The following is a 19,073-nucleotide window of genomic DNA, read 5'->3' as shown; positions in this document are numbered from 1 at the left end:
AACCGCTTTTCTCTTGGCCGTCAATACTTTACGTGCACTTCGCGTGCGGCGGCGACGCGCTTTGGCTACGGCGGCCCGCGCGAGGGCATGCGCGCGATGCACGATCCGGCCCTGTGGATAACTTCCTGGGCCCGGGCGTTTGGCGGTAGAATCTCGCCTTACTTCAAGAATCCAGCACGCCGCTCCGCCAGGGCCGGTTCGCCGCAATCCCTTGTGGCGACGGGCCGCGGGGCTTTCCCGCTTTGCCGCGCCGGGTCCTTTGCCGCGTGATGCGCGGGGGAGGGCGGCGGCGGGTCGCCGTGCCTTAAAAAGATATCGCCTTGATGAACGAATTCTGGCAACACTGTTCCGCACTGCTGGAGCGCGAGTTGACGCCGCAGCAGTACGTAACGTGGATCAAACCGTTGGCCCCGGTCGCCTTCGACGCTGCCGCGAACACGCTGTCCATCGCCGCGCCGAACCGCTTCAAGCTCGACTGGGTCAAGAGCCAGTTTTCGGGCCGCATCTCCGATCTCGCCCGCGATTTCTGGCAGGCGCCCGTGGAAGTGCAATTCGTCCTCGATCCGAAGGCCGGCATGCGCCCGGCCGTCGGCGCCGGTTCCGGTTCCGGCGTGCCGCTGCCGCGCGTGCCCGCTTCGGCGGCCGCCGCCATGAGCGCGGCGGGCATGGCGATGGAAGGCGGTGCGGGCGTTGCGGCGCCGGGCGCTAAACCCGCGGTCAACGGTTTCGGCGCCAACCAAGCGGGGAACGGTTCCAATGGCGCCTCCGGCGCGAACGCGGCGCATGACGACGGGGCCGATCTCGATTTGCCGAGCGTCGACGCGCACGAGGCGGCCGCCGCGCGCCGCACCTGGCGCCCCAGCTCGGGCGCCGCGCCGGGCAGCCCCGAATCCGAATCGATGTACGAGCGCTCCAAGCTCAATCCGGTGCTGACGTTCGACAACTTCGTGACCGGTAAGGCCAACCAACTGGCGCGCGCGGCGGCCATTCAGGTGGCCGACAATCCCGGCATCTCGTACAACCCGCTCTTTTTGTACGGCGGCGTGGGCCTGGGCAAGACGCATTTGATTCACGCGATCGGCAATCAACTGTTGCAAGACAAGGCCGGCGCGCGCATCCGCTACATCCATGCCGAGCAATATGTGTCCGACGTGGTGAAGGCGTACCAGCGCAAGGCGTTCGACGATTTCAAGCGTTACTACCACTCGCTCGATCTGCTGCTCATCGACGATATTCAGTTCTTCTCGGGGAAATCGCGGACGCAGGAAGAATTCTTCTACGCGTTCGAGGCGCTCGTTGCGAACAAGGCGCAGGTCATCATCACCAGCGACACGTACCCGAAGGAAATCTCGGGCATCGACGACCGTCTGATCTCGCGCTTCGATTCGGGGTTGACGGTGGCGATCGAGCCGCCCGAGCTCGAAATGCGCGTGGCGATCTTGATGCGCAAGGCGCAATCGGAAGGCGTGAGCCTTTCCGAGGACGTCGCCTTCTTCGTGGCCAAGCACCTGCGCTCGAACGTGCGCGAGCTCGAGGGCGCGCTGCGCAAGATACTCGCTTACTCGAAGTTCCACGGGCGCGAGATCACGATCGAGCTGACCAAAGAAGCGCTCAAGGATCTGTTGACGGTGCAAAACCGCCAGATCTCGGTGGAAAACATCCAGAAGACCGTCGCCGACTTTTACAACATCAAGGTCGCCGACATGTATTCGAAGAAGCGCCCGGCGAACATCGCGCGGCCGCGTCAAATCGCCATGTATCTCGCCAAGGAGTTGACGCAAAAGAGCTTGCCCGAGATCGGCGAACTGTTCGGGGGGCGCGATCACACCACGGTGCTGCACGCCGTGCGCAAGATCGCCGACGAGCGTGGCAAGGACGCCCAGCTCAATCACGAACTGCACGTGCTGGAACAAACGCTGAAGGGTTGAGCGCGGCGCGCGCGCTCGTTGCCCGGGCGCGCGTCCATGGCCCCCGTTTTGGCGGAAGCGGGTCATTTTTCAGGCACAATATAGGTTTAGCCCCCCGTGCTTCGCAGCGCGATCGAGGCGGGGATGGAAGCGCGGGAACAACGCGCGGGCAGATGGGCGAAGGCGCGCAATATATGCGGGGTATCGGCGCTTTCGTCGAACGAACTGCCGGGTGAGGCGGAGTTTGCCGTCATATCAACGAAGGAACCCTATGCAACTGGTCAAGACCGAAAGAGATAACCTCCTAAGGCCGCTGCAAACCGTGAGCGGCATCGTCGAGCGCCGCCACACGTTGCCGATCCTCGCGAACTTGCTGATCACCAAGAACGGCCCGGACGTGTCGTTTCTGTCGACTGACCTCGAGTTGCAAATCACCACGCGCGCCGATTTCGGCGTCGGTGGCGAATCGGTTGCCACGACCGTCGCGGCGCGCAAGCTGCTCGACATCTTGCGTGCGATGCCGGACGGGCAGGTGAGCTTGTCGCTGGCCGACAAGCGTTTGACGGTGCAATCGGGCAAGAGCCGGTTCGCGCTGCAAACGCTCGCGGCCGACGAATTCCCGACGGTCGCTCAGGCGAAGGATTACGGCGCGAGCTTGACCGTGCCGCAAAAGACGTTCCGCCAATTGCTCGGCATGGTGTATTTCGCCATGGCGCAGCAAGACATCCGTTATTACTTGAACGGGATGCTGCTCGTGGTGGACGGCGGCCAGTTGATGGCCGTGGCCACCGACGGCCACCGGCTTGCGTTCTCGTCGATGAAGATCGACGGCGACTTCCCGCGTCAGGAAGTGATCATTCCGCGTAAGACGATTCTCGAATTGCAGCGTCTGCTCGAGGACATCGACGACACGTTGCGGATCGATATCGCTTCGACGCAAGTGAAGTTCACGTTCGGCCAGGTGGAACTCGTCTCGAAGCTCGTCGAGGGCAAGTTCCCCGACTTCCAGCGTGTCATTCCGAAGGCACACAAGAACACGTTCGTGATCGGCCGCGACGAATTGCAGCGGTCGCTGCAACGCGCGGCGATTTTGACGTCGGACAAGTTCAAGGGCGTGCGCTGCGTGATCGAGCCGGGCCAGCTCAAGATCATGTCGACGAACGCCGATCAGGAAGAGGCGCAGGAAGAACTCGAAATCGCTTATCAAGGCGACACGATCGACATGGGCTTCAACGTCACGTACTTGCTCGACGTGCTCGCGAATCTGAAGGTGGACATGCTGCAAGTGAGCGTCGGCGACGCGAGCTCGAGCGCGCTGATCACGATTCCCGAGAACGAGGAATTCAAGTACGTCGTCATGCCGATGCGTATCTAACGCGAAGCACGAACGAGACGAAACCAAGGGGCGCAGCGCCCCTTTGGCGTTTCTAAAAGGGCGAGTGAAAGTGAGCCGCCCGCCGCCGGCCCCCGCCGAAAGTGCAAGAAAACCAGCGCCGCTGCCTGGCTTTTCTGGGGCGTTCGACGTATCGCGCGGCACAACCGCAGTGAATGCAGAACCGGAACATATCCATGAGTGAACAGCACAATACGCAACCCGACAACAGCTACGGCGCCTCGTCGATCCAGATCCTCGAGGGTCTGGAGGCGGTGCGCAAGCGCCCCGGGATGTACATCGGCGACACGTCGGACGGCACCGGTTTGCATCACCTCGTGTTCGAAGTTCTCGACAACTCGATCGACGAAGCCCTCGCTGGCTATTGCAACGACATCCAAGTGATCATTCACGCGGACAACTCGATTTCCGTGACCGACAACGGCCGCGGCATTCCGACGGGCATCAAGCGCGACGACAAGCACGATCCGAAGCGCAGCGCGGCCGAGATCGTCATGACCGAACTGCACGCCGGCGGCAAGTTCGACCAGAACAGCTACAAGGTGTCGGGCGGTTTGCACGGTGTGGGCGTGTCGTGCGTGAACGCTTTGTCGAGCTGGCTGCGTTTAACCGTGCGCCGCGACGGCAAGAAGCACTTCATGGAGTTTCACCGCGGCGTGCCGCAAAACCGCGTGATCGAAGAGATGGACGGCGAGCGCGTATCGCCGATGCAGTACGTGGGCGAAACCGAGAACCGCGGCACCGAAGTGCACTTCATGGCCGATGTGGACATCTTCGGTTCGGTCGAATATCACTACGACATTCTCGCGAAGCGTATCCGCGAGCTCTCGTTCTTGAACAACGGCGTGCGTATCCGCTTGACCGATCAGCGTTCGGGCAAGGAAGACGATTTCGCGCTGGCCGGCGGCGTGAAGGGCTTCGTCGAATTCATCAACAAGACGAAGCAGGTGCTGCATCCGACGATTTTCCACATCAACGGCGAGAAAGACGGCGTGGGTGTGGAAGTGGCGATGCAGTGGAACGACAGCTACAACGAGAGCGTGCTGTGTTTCACGAACAACATTCCGCAGCGTGACGGAGGTACGCACTTGACCGGTTTGCGCGCGGCCATGACGCGCGTCATGAACAAGTACATCGCCGATCACGAGATCGCCAAGAAGGCGAAGGTCGAGACGTCGGGCGACGATATGCGCGAAGGCTTGTCGTGCGTGCTGTCGGTGAAGGTGCCGGAGCCGAAGTTCAGTTCGCAGACGAAGGACAAGCTCGTGTCGTCGGAAGTGCGCGCGCCGGTGGAAGAGGTCGTGGCCAAGGCGCTCGAGGAGTTTCTGCTCGAGACGCCGAATGACGCGAAGATCATTTGCGGCAAGATCGTCGATGCGGCGCGTGCGCGCGACGCGGCGCGCAAGGCGCGCGAAATGACGCGGCGTAAGGGCGTGCTCGACGGCGTGGGGCTGCCCGGTAAGTTGGCCGATTGCCAAGAGAAGGATCCGGCCAAGTCCGAAATCTATATCGTCGAGGGCGACTCGGCAGGCGGCTCGGCCAAGCAAGGGCGCGATCGGAAGTTCCAGGCGATCCTGCCGCTGCGCGGCAAGGTGCTCAACGTGGAGAAGGCGCGCTACGACAAGCTGCTCTCGTCGGAGCAGATCGTGACGCTGATCACGGCGCTCGGTTGCGGCATCGGCAAGGAAGACTACAACCTCGATAAGCTCCGTTATCACCGCATCATCATCATGACCGACGCGGACGTGGACGGCGCGCACATCCGCACGCTGCTCCTGACGTTCTTCTATCGGCAAATGCCGGAGATGATCGAGCGCGGCTATATCTACATCGCGCAGCCGCCGCTGTATAAGGTCAAGGCCGGGAAGGACGAGCGGTATTTGAAGGATGGCGCCGAGTTGAACGCGCATATGCTGCGGCTCGCGTTGCAGGGCTCGGAGCTCGTGCCCTCGGAAGGCGCGGCGCCGATCGCTGGGGACGCGCTTGGCGAACTGGCGCGGTCGTATTTGTTGGCGCAGGCCGTGGTGGAGCGGTTGAGTCGGCTATACGACGCGCAGGCGCTCGAAGCCGTGATGGACGGCGTGGCAATCGACTTGTCGAGCGAGGCAGGGGCGGAAGCGTCGGCCAAGGCGCTCGAGGCGGCGTTGCAGAATGACCCGTTGAAGCCCGAAGTGCGCGCGTATGCGATGTACGACGGCGTGCGTGAGTTGCGCTCGATTTGTGTCGAGCGGCGGCATCACGGGAACGTGAAGAAGTCGGTGATCGATGCGGACTTCTTGTTGACGGCCGATTATCAGCAGCTCATCAATACGGCGAATACGTTCAAGGGGTTGATCGGTGCGAATGCATTGATCAAGCGCGGCGAGCGGAGCATGGCCGTGTCGGACTTCAAGGGCGCAATGCGGTGGTTGATTGCGGATGCTGAGCGCAATGTTTCGAAGCAGCGCTATAAGGGGCTCGGCGAGATGAACCCCGAACAGCTCTGGGAAACGACGATGGATCCGAACGTGCGGCGATTGCTTCGCGTGCAGATCGAGGACGCGATTGCGGCCGATGGAATCTTTACCACGCTGATGGGCGATGATGTCGAGCCGCGTAGAGCGTTTATCGAAAGTAATGCGTTGCGGGCGGGGAATATCGACGTTTGAGGTTGAGTACGACGAAGCGAAAAGTGAAAACTGCAGTGGGTAAATGAGACATTACTCCCGCGGTTCGTGAAGAAGTCCCGGCGGCCGATTCTCCTCGCGAGGATACGGCCGTCGCTGGATGCCGTTAAGCGGCTCGTCCGAGTCACTCCGCATGGGCACTATTCGGTGGTCTCGCCGACGTGAGACGCTTGCCCCAGCGCCGCAGTCACGGACATCAGAACGCACACGCGTTCGAAGATAACTAACGCAAATAACATGAGAAAAATACTCAAGACTCTTTCCGTGATTTTCGGCGCGTGCATCGTCGCTGCTTGCGGAAACCTGCAAGTCGTCAAGCTTGCACAAGTCCCGCCGCAATTGTCGGGCTCGACCATCGAACTCAGTGCCGTGCGACCTTCGAAGGGCGATGTCTTACCTCACGCATACGAAGTGCCGGGGCGATCGATGTTTTTCCAACAAACTTCCGGTGGAAGTTTGGCGGTTGGATTGCTATTCGGTCCGCTTGGGGTTGCTGCAAACGGGATCAATGTCGAGCGCATTACTGATTTAATGGGTAAGTCCGGCGCCCACTCTAGCGTGTATTCGGTTGATGCGTTGGCAGAGGCCCGTGCGGCATGGCCGGCGGTTAAATTGATGCCCGACGATGCACCCGTTGCTCCCGATACCTTGGTGGTCCAACCGTTCATCCAGCTATTCGTAGCCGATGAGAAGGCGGGAATCAATACTTTGGTATCGGCTCGCGTTGAATCGAATCAGCACCCGGCGGGTGAGTCTTCCTCAAAACCGTGGATTGGAATCTATAGCTACGTGCTGAAGGGCACCCTCCCTCTCGATGCGTTGAAGAGCCCTCTGTCGAGTGAGCAACTGGATCAGTATCGCGCGGCGATTCGCGCGGGATATGCGGAGATACGCTCTGAGCTGGAGTTCGATCTGAAAGGCGGCAAGCCGCCAAAACGACAAATTGCGTGGGTTGGGTCTCCTGTTCTAGGTGTAGGTCTGCCCGGCGATATCGAAGTAGGTCCGTCTGGCCGCCTGTCGCTGCGAGTCAGCGCGCAGAATATGGGCATCGGAACCGAGTCGCTTGCCTCCTACAGCGTGTTTGTGTTTCCGTCACCCGATCAGTACACGTTCGTCAATGGGCCGGTCGATCGCGAGACGAAATGATCGCGCCCGACCGTTGATCGGAGCGATCGGTGCCTTCGGGCACGATGTGCACGGCCGAAGAATCGAAGAGGTCCAAGCATGCTGGATGGGCTGAGCCAGAACGACCGGGAGTTCATCTGGGAGGTGATGTCGGAGTTTTTCGTGGACACCGAAATCGACTATGACTTCGAAGCGCGGCGCCTTGGAAACTTTCCGAGAGAGGTCTTGCAGGAGATATTCTTTCGGGAAGTGGCACCCGTCTGCGGGCCTAACTTCCTGACGCCGGTTCCGCCCATTTGGCTGGGCTTCGACGCGAAACTAGTCAAGCGCGAGATCAACGACTTGCTGGCTCGCCGGAAGCAATCCGTCGCACGCCGACTGTTATGCGAGGCCAATATCTTGTTTTATCGGTTTTGGCTGAGGGACACGTGGAAGGCGGTCGAGGCCGCGTTGGAACGGACCTTGGCGGCCCAGGGAGCTAAAGAACCCCGATGAGCTCAACGAGCGAGCTACGGAGCACACTTGTCTGGGCTCGCAGGAAGCCTCCAGCTACGATCACGGGTGCGGCGGCAGCGGTCCTGCTGCCGGGATGCGACGGCGGTGTGGATACAGGACTTATGGCTCTCAGGCAGCCTCTAGTTCAATGTGTACACGGCGACCAAGCGCGGTCGCTATGTTCACAAGCGCGTCCAAGGAAAACCGCGAAATGCGCCCACGTAGCAGGTCATTGATCCTGGGTTGTGTGACTCCGCAGTGCGCCGCAGCTTCGGCTTGTTTCCAGTCACTCGCCTCGATGATGGCGACTATCTGCGTAATCAAATCCGCGCGTGCGCGCAGATTGGCGGCTTCCTCCGGCGTGTCCGAGACGGCATCCCAAACACTTTTATAGACTTGGGTCTTAGTCATTTCATCCCTTTCTTAAGGTCGCTGTACCGAGAGCGGGCGAGCTCGATGTCTTGCTGACACGTCGCGTGCGTCTTTTTCTCGAAGCAATGCAAGACGTACACCGTATCCGCTAGCCGTGCGGTGTAAATCACCCGATATGTCCCCCCCTCGTCCCACACCCTAATTTCTTCGACACCTCTGCCGATCGACGGCATGGGCTTGAAGTCATACGGTTGTAGTCCGCGCTGCACTCTGTCTAGCTGATACCCGAGGTCCCGACGAGCATCGTGCGGAAGTTCCTGCAGGCGCTTCAGCGAGCTCCCTAGAAAACAAAGCACTTTCATTCAAAGTATATCCGTTTTGATATAAAGCGCAACTCCTCGTAAGCGCAAGACCGTCCGGGCCGATCGGCCGGTGAGCTATAGGTGCCGGGAGGTAGGTGCCGGTTGCCCGGAGGAGGGTTTTTACTGCGAGCGGCTACGGACGCCACGCATTGAGGCGGAAATCGGACCAACAGCCGTCCGGGTCATAGGCTCAAGGGTGACGGGAGCGGGTGTTCATCGACCGACGCCAGCCTGCCGCTTTGCGATTTCATCGGTCGTGTAAAGCCGGGATAATGGAGAAGAAATACCGCCGCGCCACCGTGGCTATCGCGCATCGGTGTTGCTGCCGCAGTTGTTCGAGGAGGCGATCGATCTGTCGGGGCTCTATGATCGCGATCGCCGGATCGGCAAGCTGATGAGTGTGTTTGCCGCCGCGGCTCTTGCCCTGGCGTAGCTGCCGGGATGCGACGGCTGTGTGGATGCAGGACTTATTCTGCCGCCAAAAGCACAAAATCCGCCCGGAGGCGGATTCTGCACATTCTCTAAGGTCCTACCCAGTAGGCTGTTACGCCGTCGCGATGGCCGTTACTGTCCGGTCGTTCCATCGCCAAATCAACGCCAGTGTAGCCGATAGCGGAATACCGCGAAGCACGAAAATTCTGACGATCCCGACTAGTGTCAGACCGACCGTCGATTTCCCGCGCGGCACATTACTTAAAGGCCGCCGCTTGATATCCCTATGACTGTCGCAGGCATGCCGAGGATGCTCGATTCGGTGTTCATTGCGGGAGAGCCACCTCTGCCTCTCCGATCGGCGATTGCGCTCAAACCTCTCCGATGTGATGATGCCCATCGCGATAGCCATCCCATCTCAGAAGACCCCCATGATTTCGCACGTATGCCTCGGCGTGAACGACTTCGATCGCGCATTTACGTTCTATTCGGCGGTCATGTCCGCGCTTGGGCATGAATTGAAATTCTGCGAGCGAGACAAGCCATGGGCCGGATGGATGGCCAAGGACAAGCCGCGGCCACTCTTGGTGATCGGCGGCCCCTATGACGGCAACCCCGCTCAAGCCGGTAACGGCCAGATGGTGGGACTGCTGGCGATCGATCGAAAGAGCGTCGATGATGCATACGCCGTCGCACTCGCGAACGGCGGCACATGCGAAGGCGCACCCGGCTTAAGACCGCAGTACCACGCCGACTACTACGGCGCCTATTTCCGCGATCCGGATGGCAACAAGCTTTGCGTCTGTTGTCACGATCCGGTGTTCGAGTAGCGGTCTTAAGAAATAAGCCGGGCGCCTTCGATCGTCAAGACGCGTTATATCAACCGCCCCCACCGTCCACGTGCACGACTTCTCCCGTCAAAAAGCCGCACGCGAGCAGTAAGCCGACGGCCGTGAGCGATACTGGCCCGGATGAAAGCGCCACTCGATCGGCATCACGCCGGCCGGCGCGTCTATCTCGCTCGCATTGGGGCGCCGAAAAGAAACGTCTCGATCGCTGCAGCCAGTGCCAGCGGCGTCTCATTCATCGGATAGTGCCCTGCGTTGCGCAATACCTCGACCGTGGCATGCCGATAGCGGCGCAAGTACGTCTGCCTCATCAATTCCGCGTTAAAGGTCGGGTCGTGATCGCCTACGAGCACTTTAACGCGATGTTCTCCATCGATCGCTTCGCTGAAATCGGTGTCGGCCCAAGCGTGAAGATAAGCTGCGAACGCATCGGGTGACGAGGCCGTCATCGAATACGCCGCTTTCCATTCGACCCATGAGCGGGGCAGACGTGCGCCGGTACTTCGGTCGATGATTGCCCGCCGAGTGTCTTCACTACCGGCAGCCGCTTCCAAGAAGCGGCGCGTTGCGGCGTCATACCGAACTCCCCCGCAAGGAACGGGAGCGATGCCGACCAGCGCCCGCACGCGATCGGGTGCAAGCGCGGCGATACGTTCCACGGCCATTCCACCCATCGAGTGGCCGATCAGACTAAACGTCTCGAAGCCGAGCGCGTCGGCCAACGCAAGCGCATCGCGTGCGATTTCGTCGATCGTATAGGCCCCTAGCGCGGCTCGCATTCCACCATACCCGCGGTAGTCCATGAACACATAGCTGAACGCCTCCTTCGAAAGCCATGGCTCCATGGGTTCGAAGGAATGCGCATCGCCGAACCAGCCATGGAGGACGATGACGGGGCGAGGGCCATGGCCCACTCGATGAAACGTGTTCGGCATATCGATCTCAATGTAAAACGGATGTCTTCTTTTCGCGTCGCCCAGGCACAACCGCCGGATCGCGCATGCTGCGTACGTTCTATGCCGTGCATCGTAGGTGCGTCGCTCGAGGCCCGCCTTCGAAGCCGGGTCAAGCACTGTAGAATTCGGGCCATGCGAAGCACCCTGGTCGATCCTTTCGAAGACATCCCACGTAGCGTTGTCGTAACCGCAAACGACTACGCTGCGGGTTCGACCTTCCCCGCTCATAGCCACCGCCGTGGTCAACTCGCGTTCGCATCGCGCGGAACGATAAGCGTGGCAACGCCCGAGGGCCGATGGCTCGTGCCGCCACGCCGGGCGTGTTGGGTGCCGCCGAGCATCGAGCACGCGATGACCATGAGCGGCAAGGTCACCATGCTCAACACTTTCATCACACGGGACGAGGCCGACGCAGCCGGAATGCCTTCGCGCTGCTGCGTGGTGGGCGTATCTGCGTTGCTGACACAGTTGCTCGAGGAAGCCGTCGACGTGCCCGCGCTCTACGACCTGGACGGACGCGCCGGTAAGCTGATGAGTCTGCTCGTCGCGGAAATCGCGTCGATGCCCGAATTGCCGCTTCACGCGCCATTACCGGCCGATCCTCGGCTTGCGCGCGTTTGTCGACGGGTATTCGACACACCGTCGATAACGATTAGCCTCGATGAAGTCGCCGCCGACGCCGGCATGAGTCGGCGGACGTTCACGCGTATGTTCCGCTCGGAGACCGGTGCGAGCTTCGCGCAGTGGCGTCAGCAGGTTTGCTTGCTGGCGGCCGTCGCGCGTTTGGGCGAGGGGCAGGCAGTGACACGCGTAGCGATGGACCTCGGCTACGCAAGCCCGAGCGCCTTCGCGTGCGCCTTCCGACTCGCAACCGGCCAAGCGCCTAGCCGCTATTTGGAGGAAGCCGGTCGAGCGTCGTAAGCGGTAAGCCATCCGGCAGCGCGACAACTCGCACAACCGCGTCCGAGCGTGGGATAGCAAGCGCGGCCCCCTGCGATCTGCGAGGCTCGTTATATCAAACGCCCGCCACCGTCCACGTGCACGACTTCCCCCGTCATAAAACCGCTGCTGAGCAGCAGACCCACGGCCTGAGCGATATCGTCCGGGCGCCCGATACGCCGCGTCGGTAAAGCCGCGGCGGCCGATGCCAGCGCCTCGTGCTTCGCCTCTCCGAAGAAGCTATCGAGCAGCGGCGTATCGACGAGCCCGGGCGATACGGCATTGACACGGATCGGCGCGAGTTCGAGAGCAAGCGAGCGCACGATCGCTTCAACCGCGGCGACGGCGCCCGCCAGGATCGCGCCACGTTGCGTGGGCCGCTCCGCCAGCAGGCCGGAAGTCAACACGATGGAGCCCGTCGGCCGCAGCCGGTCGAGTGCCGCGCGCACGATCGAGAGCGGTCCCACCAGTCGTTCCTCCACCGTCGAACGCAAATCCTCGGCGGTACTTTCGCGCAACGTTTTCAAAGACGCGGTGCCGGCCGTGACCACCAGATGATCGATGTCCGGAAGCGAGCCGAAGACTCCGGGAAACGCCGCGCTATCGTGCAAATCGCCGATGCATTGCCGTGCGCCGCCGATTTCGTCAGCCGCGCGCCGCAGCCGGTCGCCATCGCGCCCGACCAGCGTGACCTCGGCCCCGCTGCGAACGACATTTCGCGCCACGGCCAAGCCAATGCCGGACGTACCTCCAACGACCACCACATGTCGGCCCGCGAGCACCGAACGGACGCCGTCGACAATCGCTTCACTCATCACATTCTCCGATCGATAAAGAAAGAGTCGTCATGGTGTCGTTGAGCCAAGCGAAAGAGAACGCGCCGGCGTTCAATGATCGTCATCGAAATATTTGATAAATTGCGGCGCATGGACATTCTTCTAGCTATGCGCGTCTTCGTACGCGTCGTCGAGTGCGGAGGGCTCTCCGCGGCCGGGCGCGATCTCGGGCTCGGGCAGCCTGCCGTGAGCGAACGTCTGCGTCAGTTGGAGCGCCACCTAGGCGCCCGGCTGCTCGATCGCAATACGCGCTCCGTGAACGTGACCGATATCGGCGCGGTCTTTTATACCCACGCCAAGACGGCACTAGAGGCAGCCGACGAGGCGGCGGCGAGCGTCACATCGTTCAACCGGCAGTTGCGCGGCACGTTACGCATGGCCGCGCCGCATGCACTAGGCGAGCTACTGCTGCCGCCGCTACTGGCCACGCTGCAGCAGCGTCATCCCGAACTCTCCATCGACTTGGTGCTCAACGATCGCTTCGTCGATCCGGTGATCGAGGGTGTCGATGTCTCGATTCGAGTCGGCAGGCTCGGCGAGGGCAGCTTTGTCGCGCGTCCGCTGGGCCGTGTGCGTAGGCTGCTCTTGGCATCGCCGAAGTATTTGGCACAGGCCGGCTCGCCTGCATCGCCCGCTGCGCTCGCCGCCCATCCGTTCGTCCATATCGATGGCATCGCACGCGACGGAAAGCTTCATCTCGACGGCCCCGATGGCGCGCCCGTGACGGCGCATGTGCGCAGCGCATGGCGCTGCAATCATTGGCGGCCGTTGCTCGCGGCCCTCGTTGCAGGCAATGGAATTGGCGTATTGCACCGGCCGGTGTGCCGCGGCGAAGTCGCGAGCGGGCAACTCGTGCAGGTATTGCCCGATCACTCGCTACCCGACTTGCCGGTGCATGCGATCTATCCGTCGCCGCGAAGGGCGCCTGCTAAAACTGCCACCGTCGTGGCATGGCTGGAGTCGCAGTTGCCCGCCCTATTGGATGAAGACGATCCCGTAACGGAACACGCTTAACGAGCGCATGCAGTGGAGCTTGAAACCCTGTCGATCACACCCACAGCCGATACATCCAGAACGACTCGTCCTCGGCGAAGCGTTGCACGAACTCGGTCGGAGAAAAACCGGTAGTGCGTTTGACGGCACGGCTCAAATGAGCCTGATCGGCGAACCCCTCGTCTTGCGCGAGTGCGGCCCAGTCCAACGCTTGTCCCGTCTCGTAGCGCTCTCGCGCGCTGAAGAACAAGCTTTCGGTTTTGATCAGCGTTTGCCACTCGCGCAACGAGCGCCCGCTGAACGCCTTGATACGGCGCTCCACTTGACGCGGACTATGCGTGCGGCCCCACTCGCGCGCCTTCCAAACAAGTCGTTCGACCCAATAGCGGCCCGCTTCGCGCAGCGGCGAACGCGCCGAGCCGGCTCTAGCCTGGCGCCAAGGCGCGGCAAGGTGTTGTTGTATCGCGTAGAGCGTGGCGTCGTCGGTCTGCGCGGCCAGCAATGCATCGAAAAACGCGCGCCAATCGGGCCCGAGCAACGGCTCGGCCGGAACCACCGTATCCTGAATCACGGACAAATCGATGCGGAACAGCGCGCGTGCCGCATCGACGTCGAAGCAAATCATGCCGATGCGTCCGCAGTCGGGCGTCCAAGCCGTCGTGGGCCGCGACTGGCTGCCCGATAGCGCGAATGCCGTCTCCAACCGCCGCCACATTGGTGCTTCGGGTCCTCCCTCGATCATGCCCATGCACCCGCCCACGAACCACGAAAGCGTCACGACCGGCACCGCAGGGAAATGCGTGAGGCGCTGCGCGTCGGTCAGTGCATAGCCGCGCGTGTCGCGGCAGACGATCGCCACCACGGCGCCTTGCAATGCGGGCGGCGCAAGGTATAGACGCGAGTGCGGACGCTCGATGCCGCCCGCAAGCGGCGCGCGCATCGACGGATCGGGGCAACGCTGCACCGTATGCGAAGCGGGTAGAGACATGAGCGCCGAGTATACAAGGCGGCCGTGGGCGTCTGTCGATGTCGTTTGCGTTCAAGACACGCTGAGCCGCTTCGTCAATCATGTCGCCTAAACGAAGCTAAACTACACATCGCGAATAGAGGCCATCGGTAGACGATCATGAACTCGCCATCCTCCTCCCGCTGCCCATTGCATCACGACGCCCCGCCGCCGTCCTCGTCGGCACCGAAGCATCCTCCCGGCGTGTGGCCCCCCGGCCCCTTCTGTATCACCGGATGGGGTCTATTGAATCGAATGTCGCGCGATATGCTCGGCACGCTGGCCGAATGGAAGAAGCAATTCGGCGATGTCGTGCATTTGCGCATCCAGCCCTCGCATGCCGTTGTCGTCACCGATCCCGAACTCGTCCGCGATCTGCTCTTGACGCACCACGACTCGCTGGTTCGCTGGGAGCGCGCGAGGAACGTCTTCGGCCAAGTGCACGGCAATAGCGTCCTCGTGGCGGAGGGCGAAGCATGGCGCACGAAGCGGCACGCGTTGCAGCCGAGCTTTTCTCCGAAAGCGGTGCAGGGTTTTATGCCGACGATCGCCGATACCGTCGAAAAGACGCTGGCGCATTGGCCCGCACGCGATTCGCATTGGGCTATCGAAAGCGAACTCACGTCGCTCACGATGGACGTCATCATGCGCATGACGTTTTCGAGCGGCGTCGGCAGCGATGCGCGTATCGCGGAAGAAGCGATCCGCGTGACGAGCGTGGCCGTCAACCGAGAATTCTTTTGGCCGGTGCGTTGGCCCGATTGGGTACCCTGGAAGCGTGAGAAGCGTCGTGCGATGGCCGATTTGGACGGTTTGATCACGCGGCATATTCAAGCGCGCCTGCGTACGCCGCGCGATACGTGGCCCGGCGATCTGCTGACGATGCTGCTCGAATTGCACGAGCAAAATCCGTCCACGTGGCCGCTCAAAGCCGTGCGCGACGAATGCATGACGACGTTCTTGGCCGGTCACGAAACGACCGCGGCTGCGCTGGTCTGGTGGGCGTGGTGCATGGCCTCGAATCCATCCGCGCAAGCGGCTGCGCGCGAAGAGGTTCGACGCGTACTGGAGGGGCGCGTGCCTACCGCGCAGGCATTGCCGTCGATGCAATACCTGACGCAGACGATCAAGGAGAGCATGCGGCTCTATCCGGTCGTGCCTTTGTTGCTGGGCCGTATCAATACGAAGACCGTAAGTGTCGGGCCATGGCAAGTGTCCACGCCCACGATGTTCATGTTGCCCGTGCAACTCATGCATCACGATGAGCGTTGGTACCCCGAACCCGAAGTCTTCCGCCCGGAGCGGTTCGCGCCCGATGCGCCGGAGTTGCCGCGCGGTGCCTACATGCCGTTCGGCACAGGGCCGCGTGTATGCCTCGGGCAGAACTTGGCGATGGCCGAGATGACCGTGATCGCGGCGATGCTGCTGCAGCGTTTCGAGTTATCGGTTCCCGAGGCAATGGCCGCGCCGCGTCCGACGCTGAACGTCACGCTGCGTCCCGAGCAGCCGCTGCATTTGGCCATCGCCGAGGCTCGGTAACGATCGAGGGCCGGTCGTTATCGAAAGCGGCCGGGTCGATACGGCGCCGGATCGGTGAACGGTTGTTCGCCCGTCATCATTTCGGCGAGCAGACGGCCCGTTACCGGACCCAGCGTCAACCCGTGGTGGTTATGGCCGAACGCGAACCACAAACCGCGGTGGCGCGGGGCTCGTCCGATGACGGGGCGCATGTCCGGCGTACATGGACGCATCCCGAGCCACGGTTCGGGATCCACTCGCTCGCCGATTCCGAATGTCTCGCGCGCCAGCGGTTCGACTCTGTGCAGTTGAATCGGCGTGGGCGGGGAGCCGCGCTTCGCGATCTCGACGCCCGTCGTGAGCCGCAGCCGGTCGCCTCGCATGGGCGCCAGCACATAACCGAGCTCGCTATCGACGATGGGCATGGACAAGCCGGGCCCGTCGTTGCCATAGTGCATGTGGTAGCCCCGTTTAGCGCGCAGCGGGATATGGTAGCCGAGCGGTTCGAACACGGCGTCCGACCATGGACCCAGTGCCACGACGACCTCTCTCGCAACGAGCACCCCGTGTTCCGTGCGCACGCCCCAAGCACGATCCGACATGCGCAATGCCGTTGCATCGCCCAGCAAGATTTGCCCGCCCGCGCGTTCGAATAACGACGCATAACCTTTGACGAGCGCGCCCGGGTCGCGGACGCTCTTCGGGTCGGCCCAATGGATCGCGCCGACGATGCCCGCGCCGACGGCCGGCTCCCGAGCCCGCAGCGCCGGAGCGTCGAGCACGTCGACGCGCAAGCCGTGTTCGCGCACCGCGCTGTCGGCTTCTTCGGCTGCCCGCGCGAACGCCTTCGGCGTGCGGAACGCTTCGATCCATCCTCGCGCCTGCACGAGATCGGTCAGCGCCGCGCGCTCGATGAGCTTATCGTGCTCGCTCACGGATGCGGCGATCAACGGGAGCATGTCGCGCGCCGCCGCGCTGAGCCGCTCAGGCGCCGATTCCCACCAAAAGCGCGCGAGCCATGTTGCATAGCCGGGCAACGCTTTGTAGTCCCAGTGCAAGTCGGTGGACCGGTTGCGGGCATAACGAACGAGCGTGCCGACGTCTCGCGGGAAGCCGTACGGCACCAGCGACGAACGTTCGATCAGCCCCGCGTTGCCGAAACTCGTCTCTTCGCCGGGGGCGCGGCGATCGACGAGCGCGACGCGCCGCCCTCGGTCTTGCAGATGCAAGGCCGCCGATACGCCGACGATCCCCGCGCCGAGCACGATGACGTCGAAATCCATGGTGGCCGAACCGTCCGGTCTCACTTCGCGATGATGTCGCGCTTGAAGTACTTGCGCGAAAGCTGCGTCAGCGTGCCGTCTCGTTTCAACGCATCGAGCGCGTCCTCGACCTTCGTCAGCAACACCGCATCGCTCTTGCGCAAACCGAAGCCCGTGCCTTCTCCAAGCGTCGCCGGATCGCTGAGCGGCGCGCCGACGATCTCGAAGCCCGCGCCGCTCGGTTTGCCGAGGAAGCCGTCCTCGGCCGTTTGCGCTTCTTGAACGGCAGCGTCGAGCCGTCCCGACGCGAGATCGGAATAGACCTGATCCTGGTCCTGGTACGAAACGATGTCCACGCCCGCATTCGCCCAATGCTTCTTCAGAAAATCCTCCTGCGACGATCCTTGCAGCACGCCCACGTGCTTGCCGCGCAGAATCTTCGTATCGGGCAGCAAGCCCGAGCCGCGCTTGGCGATCATCACGATCGGGACGACGTAGATCGGCCGCGTGAACGCGATGCTCTCCTTACGCTTCTCGGTAATGTTCATCGCCGAATTGATCACGTCGAACTTACGTGCCTGCAAAGCGGGAATCAAACCGTCGAACGCGTTTTCCACCCAGACGCACTTCACCTTCATCTTCGCGCAGACGGCGTTGCCCACATCCACGTCGAAGCCCACCAACTTGCCCGACGGCGTTTTGCTCTCGAACGGGGGATAGGCGGCTTCGATCCCGAAACGCAACGTATCGGGGGCTTGCGCGAAGGCGTGAGCGGCCGTGAAGGCAACGGCGGCGGCCAGCAAGAAGGGCTTGAGCTTCATGGCGGAAATTCCTGTCGGTGATGATCCCTACGGCTCGCGTCGACGAAGCACGCGATCGCGTATGTCGAGTATCGTGTAGACTGCAAGTCCAATATAGACTAATTTGGATAGATTGGTCCACTTGTCAAAATTACGGAGATCGCGTTCATGAACACTGCCCTGCCGCTTGTCGTCGACGACCGGACGGTTCGCTCGGCGTTGCCGTTTCTCGATATCGAGGCCTCGCTGCGCTCGATGTTTCGGGCACTGGCGGCCGAGCAAGCCGTTCAGCCTCCGCAAACGCTGACGTTGCTGCCGGACGGCGCGGGCGACTTCATCACTTATCTCGGCGCGTTGGCGGGCGAGAAGGTGTTCGGCGCCAAGCTTTCGCCTTATCTGGTGACGAGCGGCAAGCCGATCGTCACGGCATGGACGTCGCTGATGTCGATGGAGACGGGGGCGCCGCTGATGTTGTGCGATGCGGGACTGCTGACGACGGAACGCACGGCCGCGACCACCGCGCTCGCCGTCGCCGAACTGGCTCGCGCTGACGCGACGCATCTCGCGCTGATCGGTTCGGGGCCCGTTGCGCTCGCGCATCTGCGCCATGCCGCCCCGCTGCGAGGCTGGCGATCGGTCCGCGTCTTCTCGCCGGAGCTGGCCGGCGACGAGAACAAGCGCGCCGCCGTTCGTGCCGCGCATGACAGCGCGCAGGTGTGCGAAAGTGCGGAGGCCTGCGTGCGCGATGCCGACGTCGTGATGCTTTGCACGTCGTCGGGCAGCCCGGTGCTGATGCCGCAATGGCTGACCAAGCCTGCGCTCGTGACGTCGATCAGTACGAACGTCGCGAACGCGCACGAGATCCCGCCCGCGTGGTTGCCGGACTTGGACGTGTATTGCGATTACGCGAAGACGACGCCCGCCGGCGCCGGGGAAATGAAGCTCGCACAGCAGCGGCACGGGTGGTCGCCGGACCATATCAAGGGCGACTTGCCCGCTCTCGTGAGCGGCGCATGCGAGAAGCCAAGCTTCGATCGGCCGGTATTGTTCCGGTCGATCGGGCTCGGTCTCGAAGACCTGGCCGTCGCCGACGCGCTCTATCGGCATCTACTCGAAAAGCAGTCGCTACAATGACACCGCGCCGCCCGCGTTCGCCGTAAGAC

The 19,073-nt window shown here is 62.2% G+C and carries 17 protein-coding genes; 10 read left to right on the top strand and 7 right to left on the bottom strand.

All coding sequences use genetic code 11. The annotated features are described in order from the left end of the window. Nucleotides 1-323: 323 nt before the first annotated feature. From dnaA to C0Z18_RS04780, 5 genes are all read left to right on the top strand, one after another. On the top strand, nt 324-1,928 hold the full coding sequence (gene dnaA, locus C0Z18_RS04805; RefSeq protein ID WP_102644224.1) for a chromosomal replication initiator protein DnaA: 1,605 nt from the start codon (nt 324-326) through the stop codon (nt 1,926-1,928). A 250-nt stretch (nt 1,929-2,178) separates the two neighbouring features. Further along, the gene (dnaN, locus tag C0Z18_RS04800; RefSeq protein ID WP_102644223.1) at nt 2,179-3,282 is read left to right on the top strand and encodes a DNA polymerase III subunit beta; all 1,104 of its coding nucleotides are present in this window, start codon (nt 2,179-2,181) and stop codon (nt 3,280-3,282) included. A 194-nt stretch (nt 3,283-3,476) separates the two neighbouring features. Further along, entirely contained in the window at nt 3,477-5,948 is a 2,472-nt protein-coding gene (gene gyrB / locus C0Z18_RS04795; RefSeq protein ID WP_102644336.1) for a DNA topoisomerase (ATP-hydrolyzing) subunit B, read from the top strand. 255 nt (nt 5,949-6,203) lie between these two features. After that, nucleotides 6,204-7,112, top strand: a complete 909-nt coding sequence (locus C0Z18_RS04785) for a hypothetical protein (protein ID WP_146013934.1) — start codon at nt 6,204-6,206, stop codon at nt 7,110-7,112. A gap of 78 nt (nt 7,113-7,190) precedes the next feature. Continuing rightward, nucleotides 7,191-7,586 carry a DUF7079 family protein gene (locus C0Z18_RS04780; protein WP_102644220.1) on the top strand — a complete coding sequence of 132 codons (396 nt, stop codon included), beginning with the start codon at nt 7,191-7,193 and terminating at the stop codon, nt 7,584-7,586. 129 nt (nt 7,587-7,715) lie between these two features. On the opposite strand, the gene C0Z18_RS04775 is transcribed toward C0Z18_RS04780, so the two are convergent. Both C0Z18_RS04775 and C0Z18_RS04770 read right to left on the bottom strand, forming a co-directional pair. Beyond that, nucleotides 7,716-7,997 carry a helix-turn-helix domain-containing protein gene (locus C0Z18_RS04775; protein WP_102644219.1) on the bottom strand — a complete coding sequence of 94 codons (282 nt, stop codon included), beginning with the start codon at nt 7,995-7,997 and terminating at the stop codon, nt 7,716-7,718. Next, a complete protein-coding gene (locus C0Z18_RS04770) occupies nt 7,994-8,320 on the bottom strand; it encodes a type II toxin-antitoxin system RelE/ParE family toxin (RefSeq protein WP_102644218.1) in 327 nt (108 codons plus the stop codon). Before C0Z18_RS04770 ends, C0Z18_RS04775 begins: the two co-directional genes overlap by 4 nt. An 863-nt stretch (nt 8,321-9,183) precedes the next feature. Between C0Z18_RS04770 and C0Z18_RS04765 the strand changes: the two genes are divergently transcribed. Next, nucleotides 9,184-9,582 (top strand): VOC family protein, encoded by a 399-nt coding sequence (locus tag C0Z18_RS04765; RefSeq protein WP_102644217.1) that lies wholly within the window; start codon nt 9,184-9,186, stop codon nt 9,580-9,582. 182 nt (nt 9,583-9,764) lie between these two features. Here C0Z18_RS04765 and C0Z18_RS04760 read toward each other — a convergent pair whose 3' ends face one another. Next, the gene (locus tag C0Z18_RS04760) at nt 9,765-10,535 is read right to left on the bottom strand and encodes an alpha/beta fold hydrolase (protein WP_102644216.1); all 771 of its coding nucleotides are present in this window, start codon (nt 10,533-10,535) and stop codon (nt 9,765-9,767) included. Between the two features lie 153 nt (nt 10,536-10,688). Between C0Z18_RS04760 and C0Z18_RS04755 the strand changes: the two genes are divergently transcribed. After that, complete coding sequence (locus C0Z18_RS04755) at nt 10,689-11,477, top strand: AraC family transcriptional regulator (protein ID WP_102644215.1); 789 nt, start codon at nt 10,689-10,691, stop codon at nt 11,475-11,477. A gap of 89 nt (nt 11,478-11,566) precedes the next feature. Here the strand turns inward: C0Z18_RS04755 and C0Z18_RS04750 are convergent, their stop codons facing one another. Next, nucleotides 11,567-12,310 (bottom strand): SDR family oxidoreductase, encoded by a 744-nt coding sequence (locus tag C0Z18_RS04750; protein ID WP_102644214.1) that lies wholly within the window; start codon nt 12,308-12,310, stop codon nt 11,567-11,569. A gap of 111 nt (nt 12,311-12,421) precedes the next feature. Between C0Z18_RS04750 and C0Z18_RS04745 the strand changes: the two genes are divergently transcribed. After that, a complete protein-coding gene (locus tag C0Z18_RS04745; RefSeq protein WP_102644335.1) occupies nt 12,422-13,345 on the top strand; it encodes a LysR family transcriptional regulator in 924 nt (307 codons plus the stop codon). A gap of 34 nt (nt 13,346-13,379) precedes the next feature. On the opposite strand, the gene C0Z18_RS04740 is transcribed toward C0Z18_RS04745, so the two are convergent. Beyond that, nucleotides 13,380-14,312: a helix-turn-helix domain-containing protein gene (locus C0Z18_RS04740; protein ID WP_102644213.1), complete on the bottom strand. Its 933-nt coding sequence runs from the start codon at nt 14,310-14,312 to the stop codon at nt 13,380-13,382. Nucleotides 14,313-14,450: 138 nt separating this feature from the next. Here C0Z18_RS04740 and C0Z18_RS04735 point away from each other — a divergent pair, with 138 nt between their 5' ends. Then, entirely contained in the window at nt 14,451-15,869 is a 1,419-nt protein-coding gene (locus C0Z18_RS04735) for a cytochrome P450 (protein WP_102644212.1), read from the top strand. Nucleotides 15,870-15,886: 17 nt separating this feature from the next. Here the strand turns inward: C0Z18_RS04735 and C0Z18_RS04730 are convergent, their stop codons facing one another. Together C0Z18_RS04730 and C0Z18_RS04725 are read right to left on the bottom strand one after the other, a co-directional pair. Beyond that, a complete protein-coding gene (locus C0Z18_RS04730; RefSeq protein ID WP_102644211.1) occupies nt 15,887-17,131 on the bottom strand; it encodes an NAD(P)/FAD-dependent oxidoreductase in 1,245 nt (414 codons plus the stop codon). Nucleotides 17,132-17,151: 20 nt separating this feature from the next. Beyond that, nucleotides 17,152-17,931, bottom strand: a complete 780-nt coding sequence (locus C0Z18_RS04725) for an ABC transporter substrate-binding protein (protein ID WP_102644210.1) — start codon at nt 17,929-17,931, stop codon at nt 17,152-17,154. A 147-nt stretch (nt 17,932-18,078) separates the two neighbouring features. Here C0Z18_RS04725 and C0Z18_RS04720 point away from each other — a divergent pair, with 147 nt between their 5' ends. Continuing rightward, on the top strand, nt 18,079-19,044 hold the full coding sequence (locus tag C0Z18_RS04720; protein ID WP_102644209.1) for an ornithine cyclodeaminase family protein: 966 nt from the start codon (nt 18,079-18,081) through the stop codon (nt 19,042-19,044). Nucleotides 19,045-19,073 lie beyond the last annotated feature (29 nt).

The sequence above is a fragment of the Trinickia dabaoshanensis genome, assembly GCF_002879885.1.
GTDB classification, from domain to species: domain Bacteria; phylum Pseudomonadota; class Gammaproteobacteria; order Burkholderiales; family Burkholderiaceae; genus Trinickia; species Trinickia dabaoshanensis.
This window is presented reverse-complemented; position numbering and strand designations above follow the sequence as displayed.

Bases quoted from the DNA above. Each gene is read 5' to 3' on its own strand.
- dnaA (WP_102644224.1), top strand. From the start codon at position 324: ATGAACGAATTCTGGCAACACTGTTCCGCACTGCTGGAGCGCGAGTTG.
- dnaN (WP_102644223.1), top strand. From the start codon at position 2,179: ATGCAACTGGTCAAGACCGAAAGAGATAACCTCCTAAGGCCGCTGCAA.
- gyrB (WP_102644336.1), top strand. From the start codon at position 3,477: ATGAGTGAACAGCACAATACGCAACCCGACAACAGCTACGGCGCCTCG.
- C0Z18_RS04785 (WP_146013934.1), top strand. From the start codon at position 6,204: ATGAGAAAAATACTCAAGACTCTTTCCGTGATTTTCGGCGCGTGCATC.
- C0Z18_RS04780 (WP_102644220.1), top strand. From the start codon at position 7,191: ATGCTGGATGGGCTGAGCCAGAACGACCGGGAGTTCATCTGGGAGGTG.
- C0Z18_RS04775 (WP_102644219.1), bottom strand. From the start codon at position 7,997: ATGACTAAGACCCAAGTCTATAAAAGTGTTTGGGATGCCGTCTCGGAC.
- C0Z18_RS04770 (WP_102644218.1), bottom strand. From the start codon at position 8,320: ATGAAAGTGCTTTGTTTTCTAGGGAGCTCGCTGAAGCGCCTGCAGGAA.
- C0Z18_RS04765 (WP_102644217.1), top strand. From the start codon at position 9,184: ATGATTTCGCACGTATGCCTCGGCGTGAACGACTTCGATCGCGCATTT.
- C0Z18_RS04760 (WP_102644216.1), bottom strand. From the start codon at position 10,535: ATGCCGAACACGTTTCATCGAGTGGGCCATGGCCCTCGCCCCGTCATC.
- C0Z18_RS04755 (WP_102644215.1), top strand. From the start codon at position 10,689: ATGCGAAGCACCCTGGTCGATCCTTTCGAAGACATCCCACGTAGCGTT.
- C0Z18_RS04750 (WP_102644214.1), bottom strand. From the start codon at position 12,310: ATGAGTGAAGCGATTGTCGACGGCGTCCGTTCGGTGCTCGCGGGCCGA.
- C0Z18_RS04745 (WP_102644335.1), top strand. From the start codon at position 12,422: ATGGACATTCTTCTAGCTATGCGCGTCTTCGTACGCGTCGTCGAGTGC.
- C0Z18_RS04740 (WP_102644213.1), bottom strand. From the start codon at position 14,312: ATGTCTCTACCCGCTTCGCATACGGTGCAGCGTTGCCCCGATCCGTCG.
- C0Z18_RS04735 (WP_102644212.1), top strand. From the start codon at position 14,451: ATGAACTCGCCATCCTCCTCCCGCTGCCCATTGCATCACGACGCCCCG.
- C0Z18_RS04730 (WP_102644211.1), bottom strand. From the start codon at position 17,131: ATGGATTTCGACGTCATCGTGCTCGGCGCGGGGATCGTCGGCGTATCG.
- C0Z18_RS04725 (WP_102644210.1), bottom strand. From the start codon at position 17,931: ATGAAGCTCAAGCCCTTCTTGCTGGCCGCCGCCGTTGCCTTCACGGCC.
- C0Z18_RS04720 (WP_102644209.1), top strand. From the start codon at position 18,079: ATGAACACTGCCCTGCCGCTTGTCGTCGACGACCGGACGGTTCGCTCG.